The sequence below is a fragment of the Veillonella parvula genome, assembly GCF_018378075.1.
Taxonomy (GTDB): Bacteria; Bacillota; Negativicutes; order Veillonellales; family Veillonellaceae; genus Veillonella; species Veillonella parvula_K.
Genome location: NZ_JAGZYE010000001.1, coordinates 454,868 through 476,973 on the forward strand (window position 1 = coordinate 454,868; position 22,106 = coordinate 476,973).

23 protein-coding genes and 1 tRNA gene are annotated in these 22,106 nt (G+C 37.8%); all 24 read right to left on the reverse strand.

Annotated features, from left to right (window positions below; translation table 11 throughout):
* Positions 1-161: 161 nt before the first annotated feature.
* The 24 genes from groL to recG all read right to left on the reverse strand — a co-directional run bounded on the left by groL (position 162) and on the right by recG (position 21,983).
* Positions 162-1,787, reverse strand: coding sequence for a chaperonin GroEL (groL, locus tag KH286_RS02155; RefSeq protein ID WP_004696042.1), 1,626 nt, complete (start codon positions 1,785-1,787; stop codon positions 162-164).
* Between the two features lie 112 nt (positions 1,788-1,899).
* Positions 1,900-2,181, reverse strand: a complete 282-nt coding sequence (gene groES / locus KH286_RS02160) for a co-chaperone GroES (protein ID WP_118091279.1) — start codon at positions 2,179-2,181, stop codon at positions 1,900-1,902.
* A 131-nt stretch (positions 2,182-2,312) separates the two neighbouring features.
* Positions 2,313-2,891: an ANTAR domain-containing response regulator gene (locus tag KH286_RS02165; RefSeq protein ID WP_004696048.1), complete on the reverse strand. Its 579-nt coding sequence runs from the start codon at positions 2,889-2,891 to the stop codon at positions 2,313-2,315.
* Positions 2,892-4,283 (reverse strand): sensor histidine kinase, encoded by a 1,392-nt coding sequence (locus tag KH286_RS02170; protein ID WP_118091280.1) that lies wholly within the window; start codon positions 4,281-4,283, stop codon positions 2,892-2,894.
* A 2-nt stretch (positions 4,284-4,285) separates the two neighbouring features.
* Entirely contained in the window at positions 4,286-5,317 is a 1,032-nt protein-coding gene (gene tsaD / locus KH286_RS02175; RefSeq protein WP_118091281.1) for a tRNA (adenosine(37)-N6)-threonylcarbamoyltransferase complex transferase subunit TsaD, read from the reverse strand.
* Positions 5,314-5,763, reverse strand: a complete 450-nt coding sequence (gene rimI, locus KH286_RS02180; protein WP_278471635.1) for a ribosomal protein S18-alanine N-acetyltransferase — start codon at positions 5,761-5,763, stop codon at positions 5,314-5,316. The genes tsaD and rimI overlap by 4 nt, the downstream gene beginning before the upstream one ends.
* A complete protein-coding gene (gene tsaB, locus KH286_RS02185; RefSeq protein WP_105086741.1) occupies positions 5,763-6,521 on the reverse strand; it encodes a tRNA (adenosine(37)-N6)-threonylcarbamoyltransferase complex dimerization subunit type 1 TsaB in 759 nt (252 codons plus the stop codon). The genes rimI and tsaB overlap by 1 nt, the downstream gene beginning before the upstream one ends.
* Positions 6,505-6,999: a tRNA (adenosine(37)-N6)-threonylcarbamoyltransferase complex ATPase subunit type 1 TsaE gene (tsaE, locus tag KH286_RS02190; RefSeq protein WP_278617552.1), complete on the reverse strand. Its 495-nt coding sequence runs from the start codon at positions 6,997-6,999 to the stop codon at positions 6,505-6,507. Before tsaE ends, tsaB begins: the two co-directional genes overlap by 17 nt.
* The gene (thiL, locus tag KH286_RS02195; protein WP_278471637.1) at positions 6,989-7,969 is read right to left on the reverse strand and encodes a thiamine-phosphate kinase; all 981 of its coding nucleotides are present in this window, start codon (positions 7,967-7,969) and stop codon (positions 6,989-6,991) included. Before thiL ends, tsaE begins: the two co-directional genes overlap by 11 nt.
* Positions 7,970-8,081: 112 nt before the next feature.
* Positions 8,082-8,642, reverse strand: a complete 561-nt coding sequence (locus KH286_RS02200) for a GerMN domain-containing protein (RefSeq protein ID WP_105086743.1) — start codon at positions 8,640-8,642, stop codon at positions 8,082-8,084.
* Positions 8,643-8,645: 3 nt separating this feature from the next.
* A complete protein-coding gene (locus KH286_RS02205) occupies positions 8,646-9,743 on the reverse strand; it encodes an N-acetylmuramoyl-L-alanine amidase family protein (protein ID WP_278471640.1) in 1,098 nt (365 codons plus the stop codon).
* A 245-nt stretch (positions 9,744-9,988) separates the two neighbouring features.
* The gene (locus tag KH286_RS02210; RefSeq protein ID WP_105086745.1) at positions 9,989-10,933 is read right to left on the reverse strand and encodes a ComEC/Rec2 family competence protein; all 945 of its coding nucleotides are present in this window, start codon (positions 10,931-10,933) and stop codon (positions 9,989-9,991) included.
* Positions 10,930-12,507: an NAD(P)H-hydrate dehydratase gene (locus tag KH286_RS02215; RefSeq protein WP_105086746.1), complete on the reverse strand. Its 1,578-nt coding sequence runs from the start codon at positions 12,505-12,507 to the stop codon at positions 10,930-10,932. The genes KH286_RS02210 and KH286_RS02215 overlap by 4 nt, the downstream gene beginning before the upstream one ends.
* A gap of 1 nt (position 12,508) precedes the next feature.
* Entirely contained in the window at positions 12,509-12,880 is a 372-nt protein-coding gene (acpS, locus tag KH286_RS02220) for a holo-ACP synthase (RefSeq protein ID WP_105086747.1), read from the reverse strand.
* Between the two features lie 68 nt (positions 12,881-12,948).
* Positions 12,949-13,740, reverse strand: coding sequence for a hypothetical protein (locus KH286_RS02225; RefSeq protein WP_105086748.1), 792 nt, complete (start codon positions 13,738-13,740; stop codon positions 12,949-12,951).
* Between the two features lie 94 nt (positions 13,741-13,834).
* Positions 13,835-13,918 (reverse strand) — tRNA-Leu (locus KH286_RS02230).
* 54 nt (positions 13,919-13,972) lie between these two features.
* The gene (gene surE / locus KH286_RS02235) at positions 13,973-14,734 is read right to left on the reverse strand and encodes a 5'/3'-nucleotidase SurE (protein ID WP_004697320.1); all 762 of its coding nucleotides are present in this window, start codon (positions 14,732-14,734) and stop codon (positions 13,973-13,975) included.
* Between the two features lie 17 nt (positions 14,735-14,751).
* The gene (locus KH286_RS02240; protein ID WP_004697272.1) at positions 14,752-16,014 is read right to left on the reverse strand and encodes a glycosyltransferase family 2 protein; all 1,263 of its coding nucleotides are present in this window, start codon (positions 16,012-16,014) and stop codon (positions 14,752-14,754) included.
* Between the two features lie 19 nt (positions 16,015-16,033).
* Positions 16,034-16,705 (reverse strand): CDP-diacylglycerol--serine O-phosphatidyltransferase, encoded by a 672-nt coding sequence (gene pssA, locus KH286_RS02245; RefSeq protein ID WP_105086749.1) that lies wholly within the window; start codon positions 16,703-16,705, stop codon positions 16,034-16,036.
* Entirely contained in the window at positions 16,698-17,339 is a 642-nt protein-coding gene (locus tag KH286_RS02250) for a phosphatidylserine decarboxylase family protein (protein WP_004696080.1), read from the reverse strand. Before KH286_RS02250 ends, pssA begins: the two co-directional genes overlap by 8 nt.
* 14 nt (positions 17,340-17,353) lie before the next feature.
* The gene (locus tag KH286_RS02255) at positions 17,354-18,076 is read right to left on the reverse strand and encodes a WecB/TagA/CpsF family glycosyltransferase (protein ID WP_101928340.1); all 723 of its coding nucleotides are present in this window, start codon (positions 18,074-18,076) and stop codon (positions 17,354-17,356) included.
* A gap of 15 nt (positions 18,077-18,091) precedes the next feature.
* Positions 18,092-19,546 (reverse strand): IMP dehydrogenase, encoded by a 1,455-nt coding sequence (gene guaB, locus KH286_RS02260; RefSeq protein WP_004696085.1) that lies wholly within the window; start codon positions 19,544-19,546, stop codon positions 18,092-18,094.
* A gap of 76 nt (positions 19,547-19,622) precedes the next feature.
* Positions 19,623-19,808, reverse strand: coding sequence for a 4-oxalocrotonate tautomerase (locus KH286_RS02265; RefSeq protein ID WP_004696087.1), 186 nt, complete (start codon positions 19,806-19,808; stop codon positions 19,623-19,625).
* A 132-nt stretch (positions 19,809-19,940) separates the two neighbouring features.
* Entirely contained in the window at positions 19,941-21,983 is a 2,043-nt protein-coding gene (gene recG, locus KH286_RS02270; RefSeq protein WP_105086750.1) for an ATP-dependent DNA helicase RecG, read from the reverse strand.
* Between the last annotated feature and the right edge of the window lie 123 nt (positions 21,984-22,106).

Consider the following 22,106-nt stretch of genomic DNA (forward strand, 5'->3'; position numbering starts at 1 on the left):
AAATCTGGTCAGCTTGAATATAATAATATCTTATTTAAAATATTACACCCTTACAATAGATTAATTTATCAGTAAAAAATAATCCTAATGAATATGAAAAATGTAATTCACAATTCATTAGGATTATTATATTTCTTATAAAATTAATTCTAACCAGCTGATTACATCATACCGCCCATACCACCCATTGGAGGCATTGCAGGAACTGCTGCATTTTCATCTACCTTATCAGCTACGATTGTTTCAGTAGTTAATACAAGAGATGCGATAGATGCGGCATTTTGAAGGGCAGAACGAGTAACTTTTGCAGGGTCAACAATACCAGCTTTAACCATATCGATGTATTCTTCAGTCAAGGCATTAAAACCTACACCAGCTTCAGTATTTTTAACTTTTTCTACTACTACAGAACCTTCGAGACCTGCGTTGTATGCGATTTGACGAAGTGGTTCTTCTACAGCGCGTTTTACAAGGTTAATACCAGTTTGAACGTCACCAGTAGCTTCCAATGTATTCAATGCAGGGATGATATCGATGAATGTAGTACCACCACCAGCTACAATACCTTCTTCAACAGCTGCACGAGTTGCATTCAATGCATCTTCAATGCGAAGTTTCTTATCTTTCATTTCAACTTCTGTAGCAGCACCTACTTCGATAACTGCAACACCACCGGACAATTTAGCTAGACGTTCTTGTAATTTTTCACGGTCGAAATCAGAAGATGTTTCTTCAACTTGTGCACGGATTTGGTTAACGCGTTTAGCAATTACATCTTTATCACCTGCGCCATCGATGATTGTAGTTTCATCTTTAGTGATGCGAACTTGACGAGCTGTACCAAGATCTTCAAGCTCTACAGAATCAAGCTTGCGACCCATATCTTCAGTAATAACAGTACCGCCTGTTAAGATAGCGATATCTTCAAGCATAGCTTTACGACGATCACCAAAGCCAGGAGCTTTAACAGCTACAGCTTTGAATGTACCACGCAAACGGTTTACTACTAATGTAGCCAATGCTTCCCCTTCTACATCTTCAGCGATAATAAGAAGTTCTTTGCCTACTTTTACTACTTTTTCAAGTGTTGGCAACATGTCTGCGATGGCACTGATTTTACGATCAGTGATCAAGATATATGGGTTATCCATAACGGCTTCCATACGATCAGGGTCAGTTACCATATAAGGGGAAATGTAACCACGATCAAATTGCATACCTTCTACTACATTTAATGCAGTTTGCAAACCTTTGGATTCTTCAACAGTAATAACACCGTCATTACCAACCTTTTCCATAGCTTCAGCAATTAAACCACCGATTTCTTCATCAGCAGCGGATACGCTTGCAACTTGAGCAATTTCAGCTTTACCAGAAACTTTGATAGAGCGTTTTTTAATTTCTTCAACCAAAGTTTTTACTGCTGTTTCAATGCCTTTTTTCAAAATCATTGGGTTTGCACCGGCTGCTACATTGCGCATACCTTCTTGAATCATAGCTTGCGCCAATACTGTTGCGGTAGTAGTACCATCACCTGCTACGTCGTTAGTTTTAGTAGCAACTTCTTTTACTAATTGAGCCCCCATGTTTTCAAATGGATCTGGAAGTTCAATATCGCGAGCAATGGTTACACCATCATTTGTAATTGTTGGGGAACCAAATTTTTTATCCAACACAACATTACGACCTTTTGGACCTAATGTAACTTTTACAGCATTTGCTAATTGATCGACGCCACGGCCTAAAGCGCGACGAGCTTCTTCATTAAACAAGATTTCTTTTGCCATATGTATTACCTCCTAAATAGTAACACTATCCAATGTAACGAAATATATGTGCCCTTAAGCAATATAAAATGTATCATCAGTTTTTATAGTCATATAGACTATAAATCAGCGATTATAATACTGCTAAAATATCGCGTTCGCTAATAATCAAATGAATAGCGCCATCGATTTCTAATTCGCTACCAGCATATTTTGCAAACATAACAGTGTCGCCAACTTTAACTTCTGGAGCTACACGTTGACCATTGTCATATACTTTACCAGCACCTACAGCTACAACTACACCTTCTTGAGGCTTTTCTTTAGCTGTATCAGGAAGGAAAATACCACTTTTAGTTTTTTCTTCTTTTGCTTCTAGACGGATAAGAACGCGGTCAGCTAATGGTTTTAACATATAATGTCACTCCTTTTTACTAGTTAATCTCCATAATTTATTAGCACTCTAACTCATTGAGTGCTAATCACAAGTATTATTATAACCGAAGTTAAAATAATTGCAAGTACTAATTTTGATTTTTTGACTTTTTAGATATTATTTGACTTATTAGACTGTTTAATGATGAGATTACATGTTTCTATAATAGATATTTGTTTATTCATACTTAAAGTGCGGATCCGATTATACGCTTCCACTTCAGATATAGAATATAGTTCCATTAATATACCAGTTCCCTTTTGAATGATTTTACGATCTTCTAATGACTGTTCTAGCTCAGCCATCTTTTCTCGCAACTGAGCATCACTTTTATAGCGACCTAAAGCCATCTCTAAGGTAGGAACTAACTGTTCCTCCCGTACTGGTTTAATTAAATAGCCATATACACCAGAATCTCGAGCCTTATCGATTAAATCTTGCTGGCTATAACTTGTTAATAATACTACAGGTGCTTCATGGTGAAAGCCAATTTGACGTGCCGCCTCAATACCATCTAATTCTGGCATCTTAACATCCATCAATATAATATCTGGCTTATGTTTTTTACAAAGTGCTAAAGCTTCAACACCATTTGTACCTTCTGCAACGACTTCATGACCACAAGACTCAATAATATCTCGTAAATCCATACGTATTAGGGATTCATCATCCACGATTAAAACGCGCATTTATGCCTCCTTTTTCATATATATCGTCACCAATACACCTGTTCCAGTATTTTCTATGGATAAACTTCCTTTTAATTCATGAGTAACTAAATTATTAATAATTGTTAAACCTAACCGTTTATTAGAAGAAACAGAGAAATCACTAGGCAATCCTTTTCCGTTATCTGTAAAAGCCAGTTTAATTGTACTACCTGCATCAGTAACTGCTAGATGAACATTTCCACGATTCCCGTCTAACCCATGTTCTAAGCTATTCGTAATCAATTCATTAATTATAAGAGATACATAACTCGCCATATGAGAAGAAATTAGCATATCTTCACCACTGTAAGTAAAAGTAACCTCTTGGTCTTGTCGCACCATACTCATACGCAACAAACGACATAATTCATCATAAATTGATCGTATACCAATATAATCCTCATCGTAATGAGACACTATATCGTGAACTAGAGCCATGCTCTCAATGCGATTAATCCCCTCTTGGAGTGCTTGCTTTACATCTGGCAAGCTAGAGCGTCTCGCCTCCATACGCAATAACCCTGCTACAGTTTGTAAGTTATTTTTTACACGATGATGAACCTCTTTGATAATGGAATTTTTAACCAATAATTCTTGTTGCTGTTTACTTTCACGAGTACAATCATGAAGAACTAAAAAGCACCTCGTTTCATTGCGCCCCATAGCAATAGGAATCATGTGCTGACGAATTACCATATCTTGATAGATTTCTTCATTTGTACGTATACTTCTATCTAATAATACCTGCTGTATAGCGGACATCTTTAAGGTACTGCTAAAAATTGATGAACCTACCAAGCGACGATCAAAGCCTAATACATCTACTAACTTCATAGCTGCATCGTTAGCATACAGTATTTTATAAGTGTCGTCGAAAATAATTAAACCATCAAAATAGGACATGGGTTCGTAAGACAATATTTGTTCATCAGTAGCCGTCAGCATAAGACGTTGCATCGTATCAGACAAAAAATATTCTTGCTCATATTGTTCTGCCTTAATAGATGGTGATAATGTAAAAGATATACCCCCAATAATACGACCTCCGTTGTCTACGATAGGAAAGACATATTGACGCTGCTTGTCATCTAACCCGATAAGTGGTTGACCATCTTTCATCATAGCATGCCACGTATGACTGCCTTTTAATTGACATGTAGTAATCCCTTGATCACTGCGTTCTATGCATAGCATATCTGCACATTGTTGTGATTTCTCACCTTGTCCTGTCTCTAGTAGGGGTGTAAAAATCTGTATCCTTTGACGAGTTAAAGACTCGCCAAAGGATATGAGTTTACTAATATGCTCAAGTAATGAGGTTTGTAATGGTCCTAATGGTGTTCTATTTAAAATATCTTGACCAATATCCACGATTAATCCTCTTTCCAAGATACGTATCCAATTTCAACACTGGGCTTTGCATTCAATGTTAAATCGCAAAATTTTCCGGCCTGCGCCATATAATAAGCTCGGCATCCAATCATGGCCGCATTGTCAGTAGACAAAATTTTATGTGGTTTGTAATAAGTAAAGCCTTCTTCTACACACATAGCTTCTAAAGCCTTTTGTAATCCTTTATTAGCTGATACACCGCCAGCAATAGTAATACGACTTTCACCTAAAGTATGTGCGGCATCTTTCGTCTTTTCTACTAACACATCTACGATGGCCTTCTGGAATGATGCGGCCACATCAGCTTGATTAATAGGCTCATTCTTTTGTTGCTTACTATTTAAATAGTTTAAAACTGCGGATTTCAAACCACTAAAGCTAAATTCAAAATTACCTGGTTCACTTAAAGCCTTTGGAAATTCAATAGCCTCTGGATTCCCTTCAACGGCAAGGGCATCGATATGAGGGCCCCCTGGATAAGGGAATCCCATAACCCGTGCAATCTTATCAAAAGCCTCGCCAGCTGCGTCATCTCGTGTTTGACCAAGAACATCAAATTCTTCATATCCTTTTACATGTACTAACATGGTATGACCACCAGATACAACGAGACTTAAAAACGGAGGCTCCAGTTCTGGATTAGCTAAAAAGTTAGCAAAAATATGACCTTCCATATGGTGCACTGGCACCAAGGGAATCCCTGTAGCAAAGGATAACCCTTTTGCAGCAGCTACACCAACTAATAAAGCCCCTACAAGACCTGGCCCATACGTAACACCAATATGATTGATATCTTGTAAAGTCACATTTGCATCACGTAATGCTTGGTCTATTACGGGTATCACTTGTTCTATATGATGACGTGATGCAATTTCAGGTACAACGCCACCAAATTTTCTATGTATTGGCACTTGGCTTGAAATAACATTAGACAAAACAGTGCGCCCGTCCTTAAGGACAGAAGCAGAGGTTTCGTCACAGCTACTTTCCAAGGCTAATGTGTATATACTCATTCTATTTCCTCTGAAACGAGAGACATAATATAAGCATCTTCCATAGGCTCTGAATAATAATCTTTACGAATTCCTTTTACAGAAAATCCTAAATTTCTATACATAGCCAATGCTGCAAGATTAGATATGCGCACCTCTAAGAAAATTTCTTTCATACCTCTCATAAGACATTCATCTATTAATTGTTTTGTAAGTTTTGATCCGTATCCCTTACCTCGTGCGGAAGGAATAATGGCGATATTCGTAATTTGACCTTCATCGTATACAAGCCAAGCACCTGCATATCCAACAATTTTGTTCTCCTCACAAATTACCATATATAATTTATTTGATGCCCCTTCTAACTCAACGAGAACAGATTCTAAACTCCAAGGAACAGAAAAAGACTGTTGTTCAATAGTATAGATAGCTTGAGCATCATCTATTGTAGCCAAACGAATCTCCATTATTCGACTCCTGCTGCCTCAGTAACTACAACTGTAGGATTTTGTTTCAACATTTCAGGATTATTTTTATGGCGTTCTTCCCATAACACTTCTGCTTCTGATCGTCGAATATAATAAGGAACCATATCCATAGGGTCAGAACTCTCTTCAGAGCCTACCAATCTACGGCCAGCTAGTAATAGAGAACTAGCTTTTGGAATACGTTGCGATATATCTAAAATCGTTAAATTTGTATCACTTTCATCTAGTAGCTTCTCTATTCGCTTAACGCCATCCCCAAGGAACACTACATATTCTTCAGAGGCTCGGAGTCGATCTAATAAATCATTAGCAGCAATGACAAAAGGCTCCTCTTTGCAGACCAATTCATTACCATCATATTTGTAGATACCTGCATAGACATGTTTTTTCTGAGCATCGATAACGGTACAAATCGTGCGGTCCGTATAAGCTACATTACGAGCTAAACTGTCCATGGTCATTACGCCATATAAAGGAATTTGTAAGGCATAAGCCATAGCTTTAGCTGTCCCCATACCAATACGTAAGCCTGTAAAAGAACCAGGTCCAATGCTAACCATAATACCTTTTAATTCACTTTTTTCAACTTGAGAAGCTCGTAATAGCATATCAATATGAGGTACCAACTGCTCAGAATGAGTCAATCCAGCTTGAATGGTCAATTCCCCAATTAGGCAACTTTCATCTATTAAAGCCACACTCGACACGAGAGAGCTCGTCTCAATTCCCAACCACATATGGGCCTCCTATTTCTACTAAATCACCCGTTGTAAGGTAATCACTAGTTAATGTAATGGAACGGCTTGTATCATCAATACGTGTTAAATGAATCCATAGCATTTCATCAGGCAATTCATGAGGGAATTTATCTGCCCATTCTACAATGGATACGCAGTCTTCTGTATATTCATAAAATCCAATATTTTCCAGTTCACTAATATCTTCCAAGCGATATACGTCAAAATGATATAAATGAGTTCGATTCACATCATAGGTATTCATTATGGCAAAGGTAGGACTTGTAATTTCTTCAGTAACCCCAAAGCCCTTTGCAATGCCTTGCGACAAATGTGTTTTTCCTGTCCCCAAGTCACCAACTAGTGCTATACAAAGAGGATGCCCATTATGTTTAACCCATTCGCCTAATAATTGGCCAAATTGTTGTGTGTCTTCTACTGTATGAGTCTTTAAATGAACCTGTACCTTATCCTTCATGAAAATGATTATATCCTTTCGCTTCTATGGTCTTAATCGTTTTATCAAGTGTTACCATTTGAACCCGAGGAGGGCCAGATAAAACTTCCCCAATCAACGTAATGCCTGCTAGCTTTTCCAATTCCGAAAGTAGTGATTTTGGCGCTGTAAAGACTAACTGAAAGTCTTCTCCACCATACAAAGCATAATCTACTGGATTAGTTTGTAAATGCTTAGCTAATGCGTAAGTCTCCTCGTGTAAAGGGATTGCTTGTTCTTCAAATACAATGGAAACATTACTAGCTACAGCGATTTCATTCAATTCACTACCTAGTCCATCGCTAATATCATTCATACTATGAATACCAAGTCGTCGCAATTTTTGCCCCAATTCAATCTGTGGTTCAGGACGTTGATGCCCCACTTTGGTCATATCATAGCCTACTAAATTATAAGATAATGCTCCTAAACCTGTAGCTGCATAACCTACATAGTTTGTAACACCTACAACATCTCCTACTTTCGCACCACTTCGCATAACCGCAGTGCCTTTAGGAACCTCTCCGATAATTGTTACAGTCCAAACCATGGGGCCTTCCGTACGTACCGTATCTCCACCCAATATATTGAGTTGATATCTCATACATTGATCTTTAATTCCCCTATAAATTTCATCAAGAATGACTGTATTAACATGGTCTGGTGCGGCTACAGATAATACAATTTGTCTAGGAATGCCACCCATAGCCGCAACATCACTTAAATTAGCCGTCATAAGGCGATACCCTACATCATAGGGCATCATATAGTGAAAGCTAAAATGAACACCTTCCACCATTGTGTCAGTGCTTATCAATTGCTCTGTATTTTGATCTGCTTTATAAATAGCACAATCATCACCAATACCGTACACTACAGTATTAGGATTATAAATCGTGTTATCTTGAATTTGACGAATGAAATTAAATTCCCCTACATCTTTTAATTGCATCTGATCACCTAATTTCCGATTATTACTTATTGTATTGTAACATATATAAAAGACAACAAAAATAGCAGATAGTTGATATATCAACTATCTGCTATAAATGTCCTTAAAAGAATTATTTTTTAATTAGATTCGTCATTCTCTTAACAGGTTCTTTAGTATCAAAGGAACCTACAGTTGGCACCTTTTTACCATTATTGACGAATAGAACACCATTAATATTATCAAAGGATGTCAATGTATTTACAATAGCAGCCATTTGTAACTTAACAGTTAAGTCTCCGCCATTACCCTTTACGAATGCATCATTTACTTCAACAGAAGCAATACCATCTTTTACAGTAACAGATGTAATTTCAATATCCTTAGAGAAGACTGGATATTTTTGTGCTCTATCAACATTTAACATCGCTAAAAGAGCTGCTTTAGGCGTAACTTTATTCGCCTCTATCTCAACGGTAGTTTGTTTTACCCCAGAACCATCCTCCGTAGGAACAAAGAAGGCCATCTTAACCTTTTCTTGAGATACTTTACTTGTTTCTGCATCCTTATTGACTTTCGTCTCTTGCGTAGGTTCACTTTTACCTGTTGTAGGAGCTTGTTCATGTGTACAACCCACTACAAATGCCAGCATACCTACACAGAGAATCGATAGAACTTGTTTACGTAATTTCATCGATTAACCTCCAAAGTAATTAGCAATACCATTTGCAATGCGGTTAGCAAAGTCTTCTTGAGTTTGAGGAGATTGTAGCACACGTTCCTCATTAGGGTTAGAGATAAAACCAAGCTCTACAAGAATTGCAGGCATATTAGAATGTCTCAACACGTATAAGTTACCCTCTTGAATGCCACGATCACCATTGAAACCAGGTGTGTTAGCAATTTGAGATTGTACCTTTTGTGCTAATCGAGCATCGTTACCAGTTTTGCTATAGTAATATGTTGCAATACCACCAACGCTAGGATTATTAAATGCGTTGATATGAACGCTCACAAGAACATCAGAATTACTACGGTTAGCCACGTTAACACGAGCCCCCAATTCATCAACACCGCTTGCATTAGGGCCATATACATCTACATCGGTAGTACGAGTCATAAGCACTTTAGCACCACGATTTTCTAAAGATTTTTTCAAATACATGGAAATCGGTAGTGTAATGTTTTTCTCTTGTACACCGTGAGGTCCAATAGCACCAGAATCACTACCACCATGTCCTGGGTCAATAGTAATTGTTTTGCCAGATAAACCACCGCTAGTAGAGTATTTGCCAGATCCTGTAGGTACATTTTTTGCTGGATGCGCAGATTGAGATGGCTTTTTACCATAGTAAGCAGGCTTAGCTACAGCACCTTTTTTCTGAACATCAACAACGATACGATACGGTTTCTTATTAACCGTATCCTTTTTCAAGGAAAAAACCTTTACATCACTAGTATCAATAGATGAAGGTGTCTTGATTGTTACTTTAACGTCTCTGCCATCTTGTGAAAGTTTAGCAGAGCTAGCAATAGCTGAGTCCATAGAAATGTTCTCTTTAGCCGTCTTTAGCTTTGTATTCTTTAAAGTAACAGTCGTAGTTTTCCCATCTTTGCTAATTGATGCAGATGCCTTTATAGGTGCCGATAAGTCCATAACAATACGAACATATGGTACAGGTGCATCTGTTCTAGTCACCCATCGAGCATCTTCCAAATTAGCTGCCTTTGCTTGAGTCAATAATAAAGGTATCGCCATCAAGACTGCAAGGCACATTAAAAATAGTTTACGCAATACATTCACTCCAATCTAACTGACATACATAGTGTCCAAACCATAGAGATGAGTCGATGATATTTTTATCTATCAAAATCTCATCGTTCCAATCTATCCATAAACTAATGTTAGATTATAAATAGATTATTTCATACAAACATGAAGATTAGTATGCCGATTACACATATTACTATATAAAGACCTTATACAGAATACACAAAAAACAGTTTCATAAAAATAATTTTTTGTATAAGTAATCAAAACTAACGTTCAGTTGTAATTTGCCATTTATTCCCATCCGTACTAATATGAATACGTCCCATCGTATCTGTACGGTAAATAGCAATATTATTTTCCTGCAAGCGTCGTAATGTCACATCGTGAGGATGACCATACTTATTATACATGCCATTTGAAATTAATGCACTTTCAGGCTTAATAGATTTCAAAAAATCTTCAGAGCTACTTGTACGTGAACCGTGATGACCTACCTTAAGAATACGAGCAAACAATCTGGAATTCTGCTCTTTTATAAGTTTTTTCTCTTCTTGCCATTCAGCATCACCCGTGAAGAGCATAGAAAATTTACCAAAGATTAATTTACCTACAATAGAATTATTATTAAGATCTGTCTCCCCTTTTTTATCAGTTAAAGGTTCAACCCAAGGAGCATATACTACAAAGACAGCACCATGTCCAAAATCAACTACATCTCCATTTCTCAAAGTAGTTCGTTGAATTTTATTTTTCTCAATCCACTTTTCATAAGTTTTGTACATATTATTATCAACGGCAATACCATCATCATATACATGTTCAATAGGCATAGCCTTTGCAATAGCATAGAAACCACCCATATGATCAGCATGAGGATGCGTGATAATAATATTTTTTAGCTTTGTTACACCCATAGTTTTAAGTTGAGCTACAATATTTTCACGATGTTCTATGTCACCAGTATCGATCATGCTATACTCATCGCCTACCTTAAGTAATATAGCATCCCCCTGACCAATATCTAGCATATATACATCTAGCTTACCTTCAGGGGTAGTCGTTTTAGTATCGATTGAGTAAGTCCCATTAGCGTTAGTAGTTACTCGATTTGCTGCGTTTGCTACATCATTATTTGTGCAGCCTGCAATGGCGAAGATAGGAATACATAATACCAACAAGAAAGCTATAAAGCGTTGTATTCTATTTGTCATTCATAATCTCCCAATAATTCACTAACCACGAAGCCTAAAGAAGCACTGACATCACTCGGAGTATAACCCCAACTCTTTGTTTCATTCAGAATATCTGCACTACGACTATGTACATAAACACCGAGAATAGCACTATCTTGTAGTGAATAACCCTGACTTATAAAACCAGCAATTACACCAGTCAGCACATCTCCCATACCGCCAGTACCCATGCCCGCATTACCGATAGTATTTACATACACCGTTCCATCAGGGAATGCCACAATTGAAGGAATTCCTTTTAGTACAAGAATAACTTGATGAGCCTTAGCAAATTCTCTAGCCAACGTGATATAATGACGCTCAATCCATTTAATAGGTAAATCAATAAGTCTACTAAATTCACCTAAATGCGGTGTCATAACACAATATGGAAGTTCTCTTTCCACTGTATATGCAGACTCAATATCACCATCTCGCAAAGCATCTTTATTAACACAACCAACATGTCCCACTGCATACAAAGCATCAGCATCTAGTACTAATGCTCCTTCGTAAGCATCTAAGATATGATCCACTAAATCACAGATTTCACGGGTGCGACCTAAACCAGGTCCCATAGCAACAACTTGACGACAATCAAAAAGTTCTTTATTAGTCTCTGTGGAAGTAACCATCACCTCAGGTATGACACGGCTTTGTACAATCTGTTTAATTATTTTGGGTACAGCTAATGTTACTTTACCAGCACCACTATGAACTGCCGCTTCAGCAGCCAAAATAGGGGCTCCTATCATATCATTTGAACCACCAATAATTAAAGTGTTTCCATTGACACCTTTATGCGCCATTGGAGTACGATAGTTGATAATTTTTTCTGCTAAATCAGAATCAATGGTTATAGTTCTAACACGTTCACCCAGTACCTGCTGCCAAGGAGCACCCAATGGAGCAACCACAGCGGTTCCTCCTACAGCCTTTCCGGGATATAATAACAAACCTTGTTTGATAGCTCCAAAAGTAACAGTATAATCATAGGTCAGTGTGCCTTCTGCTACATGACCAGTAGTAGCATCCAAACCTGCAGGTACATCAATAGCCCACAAATCAAAATTATACTGACTACGCATAGTATCAATATCATTCAATATATCGATGGTCACCTCTCTTAACCTTCCAGTAAAGCCCGTTCCCATGATGCCTTCCACAGCGATGGCTACGTTGGACCAATCATTGAATTCATCATACATATCGATGCTACAGCCCATAGCTTTGCAGCGCTCAATTTGCACTGCAAAAAGATCACTACACTTGTTTATATCTCCTACTAGTACAATTTGTGCTGGTACGCCTTGCTCCATCAAATGGCGAGCCGCTACAAGGCCATCTGCCCCATTATTACCCGTACCACATATAAATAAAACAAAACTATTTATGGAACGGCCATTATTCAGGGAAAATAAATCGTACTCTCCCCATAAGGCATCTACGATACCACGTCCAGCATTTTCCATGAGGATTTCTAAAGAAATTCCTAATTGCTTAGGAACCTCTCGATCTATAAATCGAGCATCTTCTGTAGTTAAAATATTCATCTTATGCTCCTTCAAGTATAACTGTACTCATTGCATAATCCTTGCAATGACTAATCGATACATGAATATCAGTATAACCTGATGTTTCGTAAATATCTTTGAAAGTATCTTGTAAACGAATTAAGGGTGCGCCCCATTCATCATGATAAATCTCTATATCTTGCCATGATCCATACCTCATCCCTATACCTAAAGCTTTAATAAAAGCCTCTTTTGCAGCATATATACCTGCAAAGGATTCGTAGCATCCTTTATTCCGACTTTTACAATATTCAATCTCATGAATCGTATAAACGCGCACTTTAAATGAACTTGATTTCTCTATAGCTTGACGTATACGGTCAATCTCTATAATATCATTCCCTAATTTCATAATAGCTCCTAAAATACTCTAATACTATTATTATACACTCATAAAGGGGATTAAAACATAGGTAGTATCTAGACATTTACCGAAAATGGTAGGCTAGACAAACTATAAATTTCAACTTTACCTTTGCGATTGACCGCCATATACATTTGACCATTTCGACAATCCATGTCTTCTACTTCCATTCCAGAAGCATAAGGGCTAATATTTTTAACAACTCCCTCTTCATCGACGTATACAAAGGTTGTCAACGTCGTAAATAAAGTATTTCCATTAGTTGCGTAAGCACCGTTATTATTTAAGTTTGTATGATTAGCATCAATTTTATAAGAACGAATACGATTAAAATTGGAGTCGTAATAATTAATTGTCCGTTCAGAGTTTGTTAAAGGCACAATTGATACATATTCATTGCGTACTTTATCATATGCAAAATTAAAAACTTTCTCTTTTAGTTTAATCGGTGCTTCAACAATCATGCTATCCGCTTCAATAGGAGTAAGGTTATATCCATTTACAACAGCATTTGTTGTATAGTAACGATTATTGACAGAATTATAAGTTAAGGTATTCATATGACCTAATAAACTTTTATAACTATACTCATATTTTGCAACAACAGTAAAAGTTTTTGGATTAATTTCATAAATAATTTGCTTCGTATTATCTGAATTAATACAAGCTAAAGCAAAAACGTCTTTTTTGGAATTATAACAAAATCCTTGGCACTGATTTACAGATCCATCTAATGGTATTTCTGCCAAGCGAGATAATGGCAATGGCATCTGTACAGCGCTAACCTGTTGAGTAAGTTTAGGAATATCAAAAATATTTGTAATATAATCAATTATACCTTGATCCATACTGTCACCTCACGAAATTAATAATGTATATTATAGTATATAAATTCATAAATATAAAAATAGGCGGTAAGACAAAAGTCTTACCGCCTAATGTTGGTGCCGGAGGTGGGACTTGAACCCACACGGTGTTACCCGCTTGATTTTGAGTCAAGTGCGTCTGCCATTCCGCCACTCCGGCGTATCGGAACATTTGTTATTATACAGACATCCCTAAGCAATGTCAACATATTTTTTATATTTCATCTAAAATATTTTGAACCCTTTTCATATCCGTATCACATTGTTGTTTCCATGTAAGTGCGACACCTGTAATATAGCCTTTACGGGCAAATTCTACATCTGTAGGAACACTTTCAGCACCATAGTCTAGCTCGCCAGCTAACCAATAATAATCCTGTCCTCTTGAATTAATGCGAGCTTCGATAATATTACTGTAGGTTTGTAAGCCTTGGCTCACCATTTTAAAATGATCCCAATCACATGTGCCACGTAATGGGAAGTTCACATTTAGTAAACCGCTAAACTGACCCGCCACATAAATTTTCTCAATCAATTCATGTATAAATGGATGCATCTCGTCTCCCCGTTCAACAGAATATCTCTCAACAGATAATGCTAAACCGGGAATACCGTAAAAACCACTTTCCATAGCTGCCGAAACAGTGCCGGAATACAATACATCAGAGCCTAAATTAAATCCATGATTAATTCCAGAAATTACAAGATCTGGCATATCATCAGTCAATAAATAACTGAGACCGAACTTCATGCAATCGGACGGCGTTCCCGTTAGAGCATAAAGGCGAGGATTTTCATCCTCGCCATTGCAAGCATCTAATTTCAATGGAACCTCGGTCGTCAATGCATGGGATTTAGCACTTTGCTCATTAGCAGGTGCTACAACGGTAATTCTATAATATTGACTTAAATACGATGCAAGATGACGTAAACCATCTGCTAAAATGCCATCGTCATTACACATTAAAATATGCATAGTCACTCCTACAGATTCTATTTTTCATTCTTATTCATATTGCCCATACGTGTTAATTTAACATCATCTAAGCCCACAGCTCTCGTATGGACTGTATGAGACCATACCTTATTATGACGGCGGAACCACCCTAAAATATTTACTGGAATCCAAGAGTAAACAAATAATGGATATAGTAAATAGTAGAACCAAATCTTTGGTGGTACCTTGATTTTCAACAATACAATTAATGGGAATAGATATTGACCAACACCTATAATTGTCCATACAGACATAGGCATAATTTGATACAAAATATTTGTATAAATTGGAGTATACGCATTGATGTAGGATAACACCAAGTATACGGTTGTCAACAATAAGAAATAAGGTTGACTCACTTGGAATATACCATCCAAAATCATAATATTCCCTGTTTTGATACCAATAGCAAATAATTTAGGAATATATCGACCCGCACAGTCAAATTGCCCCTGAGCCCATCGTAAACGTTGTCTGCAAGAAGCCATCATAGTCGTAACCTTTTCATCGTATACGATAGCATCATGCCCCCAACAAGTACGGATACCATGAGTCAATAGTTTCATGGAAAATTCCATATCTTCGGTTAAGCTATTGCAATCCCAACCGTATTCGCGAATAATAGATGTACGAATACACATGCCTGTACCACCTAAAGCCGTAGATAATCCAAGACGATATTTTGCTAAATGCCACATATGGTTAACCATCCAAAAGGCGATAGAGAACGTACCGGCTACCCAAGAGTCAGTTGGATTTTTAGAGTTCAAGTAACCTTGAATTACAGACTCACCTTTTTCAAGATGATCATTCATTTCTAACATAAATTGAGGATGTACTAAATTATCGGCATCAAAAATCAGGAATGCATCATATTTCCGATCCATTTGTTCTACCCGATCAAACATCCACCCCATGGCATAACCTTTACCTATTTCTTGTTTATTTTCACGTACATGTACATTAGCGCCAGCAGCACTTGCTACTTCCGCAGTCTTATCTGTACAGTTATCGGCAACTACAAAAATATCGTATAGATCATCAGGATAATCTAGGCCACGTAAGTTTTTAACTAACTCACCAACAACAGCTTCCTCATTATGAGCGCATACAACGATGGCAAAGGAATTTTTAGGGGTATAATTTTTATGTACTCGCGATCGCCACATACCTACGACAGCGAGTATAAAATAATAAACCGTATAAATTACGATTATTACCTGCATAGGAATCAGTAATAGATCCAGTAGGTAATTCATACTATTCTCCTCCACACATCTATTTACGTACTATATTTAAAGCCCCGTTAATAAGCCCAAACATTACATAGCCAGCAAAAATCATAACGGCCCATGTATGCCAATCATACACGAGACAAGCTATAACAAATATGGCTGTGAGTACAATAGAAAGTTTATTGATATAAATCTCACTTTTACCTTTAAAATCGGGATATTTAACTTCACTAACCATAAGGAGACCTATACCAATCATACAAACTACCAACACAAATTGAGGTACCGATACGCCACACAATACGTAAGTCGCCGCTAAACATCCAGCGGCTGGAATTGGTAAACCTTCAAAATAGCCATGAACTTCGTCAGTTTTAATATTAAATCGCGCTAAACGAAATGCACCAAGCACTGCAAAGGCTAATAGTGGCACATATGCAATCCATCCTAAACCATATAATTCTTTCATATAAAGCATATACGCAGGCGCTACACCAAATCCCACTACATCAGACAGAGAATCAAGTTCCCGGCCCATTGGTCCTGCAACTCCTAAAGCTCTTGCTACACGCCCATCTAATCCATCTGCTACTAGAGACAATAATATACATATAGCTGCGCAGAAGGTATTATTTGTAGCAGACAACGTAATACCAAGAACACCAAATGCTAAATTTGCACTAGTAAATAAATTTGGAATAATAGATTTATTCATGTCGTAACCTCCCGATAACAGTATCACCGCCTGTAATATGTTGACCTTTTTCAACGAACAACTCTACATCCTTATCCATATAGAGCTCAGTACAGGAACCGAACTTAATCATCCCGTACAACTGACCGCGTTCAAGTACACTATCTAGGTCTGTCCAAGATACGATACGTCTTGCTAAAAGGCCCGCAATTTGCGTTACTAATACGGAAGTACGATCATTTTCAATACAAATAGTATGACGTTCATTTTCAAAACCTACATCATCTTTGAATGCTGGTAGGAAACTACCCATCGTATAGTGACGGTACGTAATTTTACCATCAATAGGCGCACGATTAGCATGCACGTCAAAAACAGATAAGAAAATAGTTACTTTTTTACACTCTTTATGTAAGTAAATATCTTCGTATACATCAGAAATATCCATGATTTTACCGTCCGCTGGGGATAAAATCAAATCTGGATCTTGAGGGATTACACGTTTAGGATTTCTAAAGAAATTAACGAAAAATAATGCCAGAATAAATGAAATAATCGCAATTACATAATGTCCTAAATATCCTAACACCACAGTGATAATGAGCATAGCTCCTATCAGAGGAAACCCTTCCTTAATTATTGGTCCTGTAGGCACGATTCAACACTCCTCTATTTATTTCTAATAACGGTCCACATAAACTTTGGAATAGCCAACATACGGCCAATCCGTTGAGGTTCTAAATATAATCGATACAACCATTCAAGTCGATTTCGTTGCATCCATTCTGGGGCCCGAGGAATATTACCTGCCAAGACATCAAAGGAACCACCAATTCCAATGGCAACTACGCCATCGAGGTGACTCAACTTTTCTGCAATCCATTGTTCTTGCTTTGGCACACCTAAGGCAACAAATACCAATTTTGCCTTAGATTCAGCTATAGATTTAATGATTTCTTGTTCCTCTGCACTATCAAAGAATCCGTCATGAATTCCTGCTATATTTAATGCACCTACCTGAGCAGATACATTATCAATCGCTCGTTGAGCAACACCAGGTGCCGCCCCCAAGCAGTATACAGGAATTTGATGAGTCGCCGCAACTTTAAACAATTCCATAGTTACGTCTACACCTGTTACGCGTTCAGGCACATGTTCTCCTTGACGCTCTGCAGCCCACAAAATGCCAGCCCCATCGGGAACGACGAGACTAGCATTATTCAATATGGAGTGCAATGTAGGATTTTCATTAGCCAACATAACCATTTCTGCATTAGCCGTTGCTACTAAATGTAGCCCCGGCTGTTCAGTTAATTGTAAAATACGTTGGACTGCCTCATCCATTGTGACACAATCGATAGGCACAGATAAAACAGAAATACGTTTATTCAATGTAATACTCCATTATCAACCACTATAATTTGGTGCTTCAACGGTAATGCTTACATCATGCGGATGACTTTCTTTCAAACCAGCCGCTGTAATTTGAATGAATTGAGTGTTTTCAATCATTTCTTGGATGTTATGACATCCACAATACCCCATACTTGCACGCAAACCACCAACCATTTGGAAAATTGTATCGGCCAGCATACCTTTATATGGTACACGACCTTCTATACCTTCAGGAACTAATTTCTTAGCTTCTGTTTGGAAATATCGATCTTTACTACCGAGTTTCATAGCCCCTAGACTACCCATGCCTCGATATACTTTATAAGAACGGCCTTGATAAATCACTGTTTCTCCAGGGCTTTCATCAGTACCCGCTAAAATATTACCCATCATAACTACATTAGCACCAGCCGCAATAGCTTTAGCAATATCTCCAGAATATTTAATACCCCCATCAGCAATGATAGGAACTCCATAACGACGCCCCACTTGAGCAGACTCATAGACTGCTGTAATTTGAGGTACCCCAATGCCAGCAATAACACGAGTTGTACAAATAGAACCAGGTCCTATACCAACCTTAACTGCATCAGCTCCAGCTTCGATAAGAGCCTCAGTGCCTGCTGCAGTTGCCACATTACCTGCAATTACAGGAATGTGAGGATACGCTTGTTTAATGTCCTTCAACGTTCGAAGAACACCTGCAGAATGCCCATGGGCAGTATCAACAATAATTACGTCAGCTTTAGCAGATACAAGCGCATCAAGTCTATCATACAAATCTTGAGAAACACCTACTGCAGCACCAACTAATAATCGGCCACTACCATCCTTTGCTGCATTTGGATATTTAGTCGCTTTTTCAATATCTTTAATCGTAATTAAGCCTTTTAAGTTACCGTCGCCATCTACAAGAGGTAATTTTTCAATACGATGTTCGCTTAAGATAGCTTTCGCCGCTTCAAGAGATGTACCTTCCGGTGCAGTAACTAGGGAATCTTTTGTCATACATTCCCCAATTTGTCGGCTTAAATCAGTTTCAAAACGCATATCGCGATTTGTAATGATCCCTACTAGTTTACCATGTTCTGTGATAGGTACACCAGAAATTTTATATTTTTCCATAAGTTCTGCTGCATCGGATAGTAAATTTTGAGGGCTTAAGAAAATAGGATCAACGATAACACCGTGTTCAGAGCGTTTTACCTTGTCAACTTCATGAGCTTGCTCTTCAATAGACATATTTTTGTGGATAACGCCAAGACCTCCTTCACGAGCCATAGCAATCGCCATCCGTGATTCAGTAACCGTATCCATCCCAGAACTAATCATAGGAATATTTAATGTAATGTCACGAGTTAATTGAGTTTTTAACTCTACTTGATTAGGCAGTATATCCGAAGCTGCTGGTATTAATAATACATCATCAAAAGTTAGTCCACGCATACCGAATTTATCGTCTCTCATATTTCTTTCCTTTCCGTATAATAAAACAAAACTACGACCCGCCTAGTCCCTATGGACTAGGCGGTCAGTCGTAGCCTTAGCGTTCAGACCGCAAAATGCCGCCTTCCATATAATCGTCTTTTTTCATATCTACGAAGATAACTTTTACTGCATCAGCAGGAACATTTACGATATCAACCGCAGCCTTTGTAATTGCTTCACCTAATTGTTTCTTTTGTTCTTTTGTACGCCCTTCGACGAGCTCTACATGAATAATTGGCATATTAACCTCCATAGATGAAAAAATGAAATAAATTGTTTGTTCTATTATACGGTATGAAGGACATATAAACAAGGAAAAAAGCCAGATAAAATCTAATATTATCGATGCTTATATACTTATTAATCCTACCTCTTAATTATACAATATTCTTAGAAATTTTTCACCAAATCTTTTTTCTAATTCTTCTTTCATGATAGATTCTAATTTTTCTATTCCGAATTGATTTGCAAAATCTAGCACATCCTTGCGAGCCTTTACTAAAATCTCAATATCTTTGATGATATTAGCAACACGCAAATCAGGTAGTCCTGATTGAGCTAATCCAAACAATTGTCCTGAACCACGAATCAATAAATCTTGCTCTGCAAGCTCAAATCCATCCTGGATTTGTTCCATCAACTTTAAACGCTCTTGACTTACATCATTTTTAGAATCACTAACAAGAATGCAATAGGACTGATGAGCACCACGGCCTACACGTCCCCTCAGCTGATGTAGCTGAGACAGACCAAATCGCTCTGCCCCTTCAACGCACATAATGGTCGCATTTGGCACATTAACCCCCACTTCGATAACTGTTGTAGAAACAAGTAATGAAATTTCACCCCTATGGAAGGCATTCATCACTTCATCTTTTTCACTTGGCTTCATACGACCGTGAACGAGGCCCACTTCATAGGTCTTATAAAAGTACTCTTTTAATTCTAGATACAATTCCTCAGCAGCTTGCAAGTCTAATTTTTCGGATTCTTCTACAAGAGGGCACACCACATAGACCTGACGCCCTTCCGCCATTTCCTTACCAAAGAAAGTGCGTAATCTCTCTTTATAAGAACTATCTACAGCATATGTTTTAACAGGTTTTCGACCTGGTGGCATTTCTTTAATTAAAGATACTGCTAAATCTCCATATACGGATAATGTCATGGTACGAGGGATTGGTGTAGCCGTCATGATAAGTACATGAGGATATGTTCCCTTCTGTTGCAATCTCGCCCGTTGATCTACACCAAAGCGATGTTGCTCATCAATGATAACAAGGCCTAAATTATGGAAATTAACCCCCTCTTGGATAAGGGCATGCGTTCCAATAATCATTTGGATTCTGCCATCTGCTAAGCCCTCATAGATGCATTCTTTCTCTTTTTTCGTAGAGGATCCCGTTAATAATTCTATGGTAATACCTAAATTAGCACATACAGTTCGTATCCCTTCGTAATGTTGAGCCGCTAGAATCTCCGTAGGGGCCATCAATGCCCCCTGATACCCATTTTCAATAGCTTTTAATAAACTCAAGGTAGCCACAATAGTTTTACCAGAGCCTACATCTCCCTGCAACAAACGTTGCATAGGTCGTTCATCTTCCATATCAATACGAATATCCTCTAACGCTCGTTGTTGATCACCTGTTAAGGAAAACGGTAAATTCTCTATACACTGAGCCATTAGTTCCCCATTTGGTCCCATTTTAGGCCCTCTATGGCATTGTTCTTTATTTCGCAACAAAGCTAGGCCAGCTTGCATGACGAACAACTCTTCATAAGCCAATTGATAACGAGCCTTTTCATAGAGCTCTGAGGAGTCTGGGAAATGCATCATCTTAAAAGCATCATAGCGACTCATATAATGATGATCTTCACGAACCTCCACAGGTAAAATCTCTGGTAATTCATGGTTAGCCGCGAACCAATTACGTACAGATGAACGAACCACAAACTGAGATACCCCATCAGCAAGTGCGTAAATAGGAACGATACCTCGATCTGGTTCACCACCGTCTCCTAAGTTTTCCATTTGCGGTGTATTCATTTGCATGGAACCATATTGAAACTCAGCCTTACCATATGCATATATACGCTGTCCTTTTTTGTAAAAGTTCTTTTTATACCCTTGATTGAACAAAACAATCTTCAAAGGTCCTGTGCCATCTGCAATGACTACCTCTAAAATAGACAATCGAGGGCGAGGGCGTTTCTCTTGTACAGCAATAACAGTACCTACGACACCACCTGTCATACCTGATTTTAAATCACTAATTCTATAAATCGTACGCCGGTCTTCATAGGTTCTGGGAAAGTAAGTCAATAAGGATGTAACATTGGTAATTCCCAATTTATGCAATTGTTTCTCGCGACCAGGACCAATTCCCTTTATAGTCGTCAATCGTTCATCCATAAAAACTCCTTTAAATATACGATAAACACATGAGATATATCCAATTTTTGTATATCCTTGTGTAAAAGTCCATTTATATCTTAGAATATGATATATAGTATACCTTATATTGTAGTATATTTC

Bases quoted from the DNA above. Each gene is read 5' to 3' on its own strand.
- thiL (WP_278471637.1), bottom strand. From the start codon at position 7,969: ATGCAATTAAAAGATGTAGGGGAATTTAATTTCATTCGTCAAATTCAA.
- KH286_RS02165 (WP_004696048.1), bottom strand. From the start codon at position 2,891: ATGCGCGTTTTAATCGTGGATGATGAATCCCTAATACGTATGGATTTA.
- pssA (WP_105086749.1), bottom strand. From the start codon at position 16,705: ATGAATAAATCTATTATTCCAAATTTATTTACTAGTGCAAATTTAGCA.
- groES (WP_118091279.1), bottom strand. From the start codon at position 2,181: ATGTTAAAACCATTAGCTGACCGCGTTCTTATCCGTCTAGAAGCAAAA.
- tsaD (WP_118091281.1), bottom strand. From the start codon at position 5,317: ATGAGTATATACACATTAGCCTTGGAAAGTAGCTGTGACGAAACCTCT.
- surE (WP_004697320.1), bottom strand. From the start codon at position 14,734: ATGCATATTTTAATGTGTAATGACGATGGCATTTTAGCAGATGGTTTA.
- KH286_RS02240 (WP_004697272.1), bottom strand. From the start codon at position 16,014: ATGAATTACCTACTGGATCTATTACTGATTCCTATGCAGGTAATAATC.
- KH286_RS02225 (WP_105086748.1), bottom strand. From the start codon at position 13,740: ATGGATCAAGGTATAATTGATTATATTACAAATATTTTTGATATTCCT.
- KH286_RS02200 (WP_105086743.1), bottom strand. From the start codon at position 8,642: ATGAAATTACGTAAACAAGTTCTATCGATTCTCTGTGTAGGTATGCTG.
- tsaE (WP_278617552.1), bottom strand. From the start codon at position 6,999: ATGAAGGATAAGGTACAGGTTCATTTAAAGACTCATACAGTAGAAGAC.
- rimI (WP_278471635.1), bottom strand. From the start codon at position 5,763: ATGGAGATTCGTTTGGCTACAATAGATGATGCTCAAGCTATCTATACT.
- guaB (WP_004696085.1), bottom strand. From the start codon at position 19,546: ATGAGAGACGATAAATTCGGTATGCGTGGACTAACTTTTGATGATGTA.
- recG (WP_105086750.1), bottom strand. From the start codon at position 21,983: ATGGATGAACGATTGACGACTATAAAGGGAATTGGTCCTGGTCGCGAG.
- KH286_RS02210 (WP_105086745.1), bottom strand. From the start codon at position 10,933: ATGACAAATAGAATACAACGCTTTATAGCTTTCTTGTTGGTATTATGT.
- groL (WP_004696042.1), bottom strand. From the start codon at position 1,787: ATGGCAAAAGAAATCTTGTTTAATGAAGAAGCTCGTCGCGCTTTAGGC.
- tsaB (WP_105086741.1), bottom strand. From the start codon at position 6,521: ATGTGGTTGGGAATTGAGACGAGCTCTCTCGTGTCGAGTGTGGCTTTA.
- KH286_RS02265 (WP_004696087.1), bottom strand. From the start codon at position 19,808: ATGCCAATTATTCATGTAGAGCTCGTCGAAGGGCGTACAAAAGAACAA.
- acpS (WP_105086747.1), bottom strand. From the start codon at position 12,880: ATGAAATTAGGGAATGATATTATAGAGATTGACCGTATACGTCAAGCT.
- KH286_RS02215 (WP_105086746.1), bottom strand. From the start codon at position 12,507: ATGAATATTTTAACTACAGAAGATGCTCGATTTATAGATCGAGAGGTT.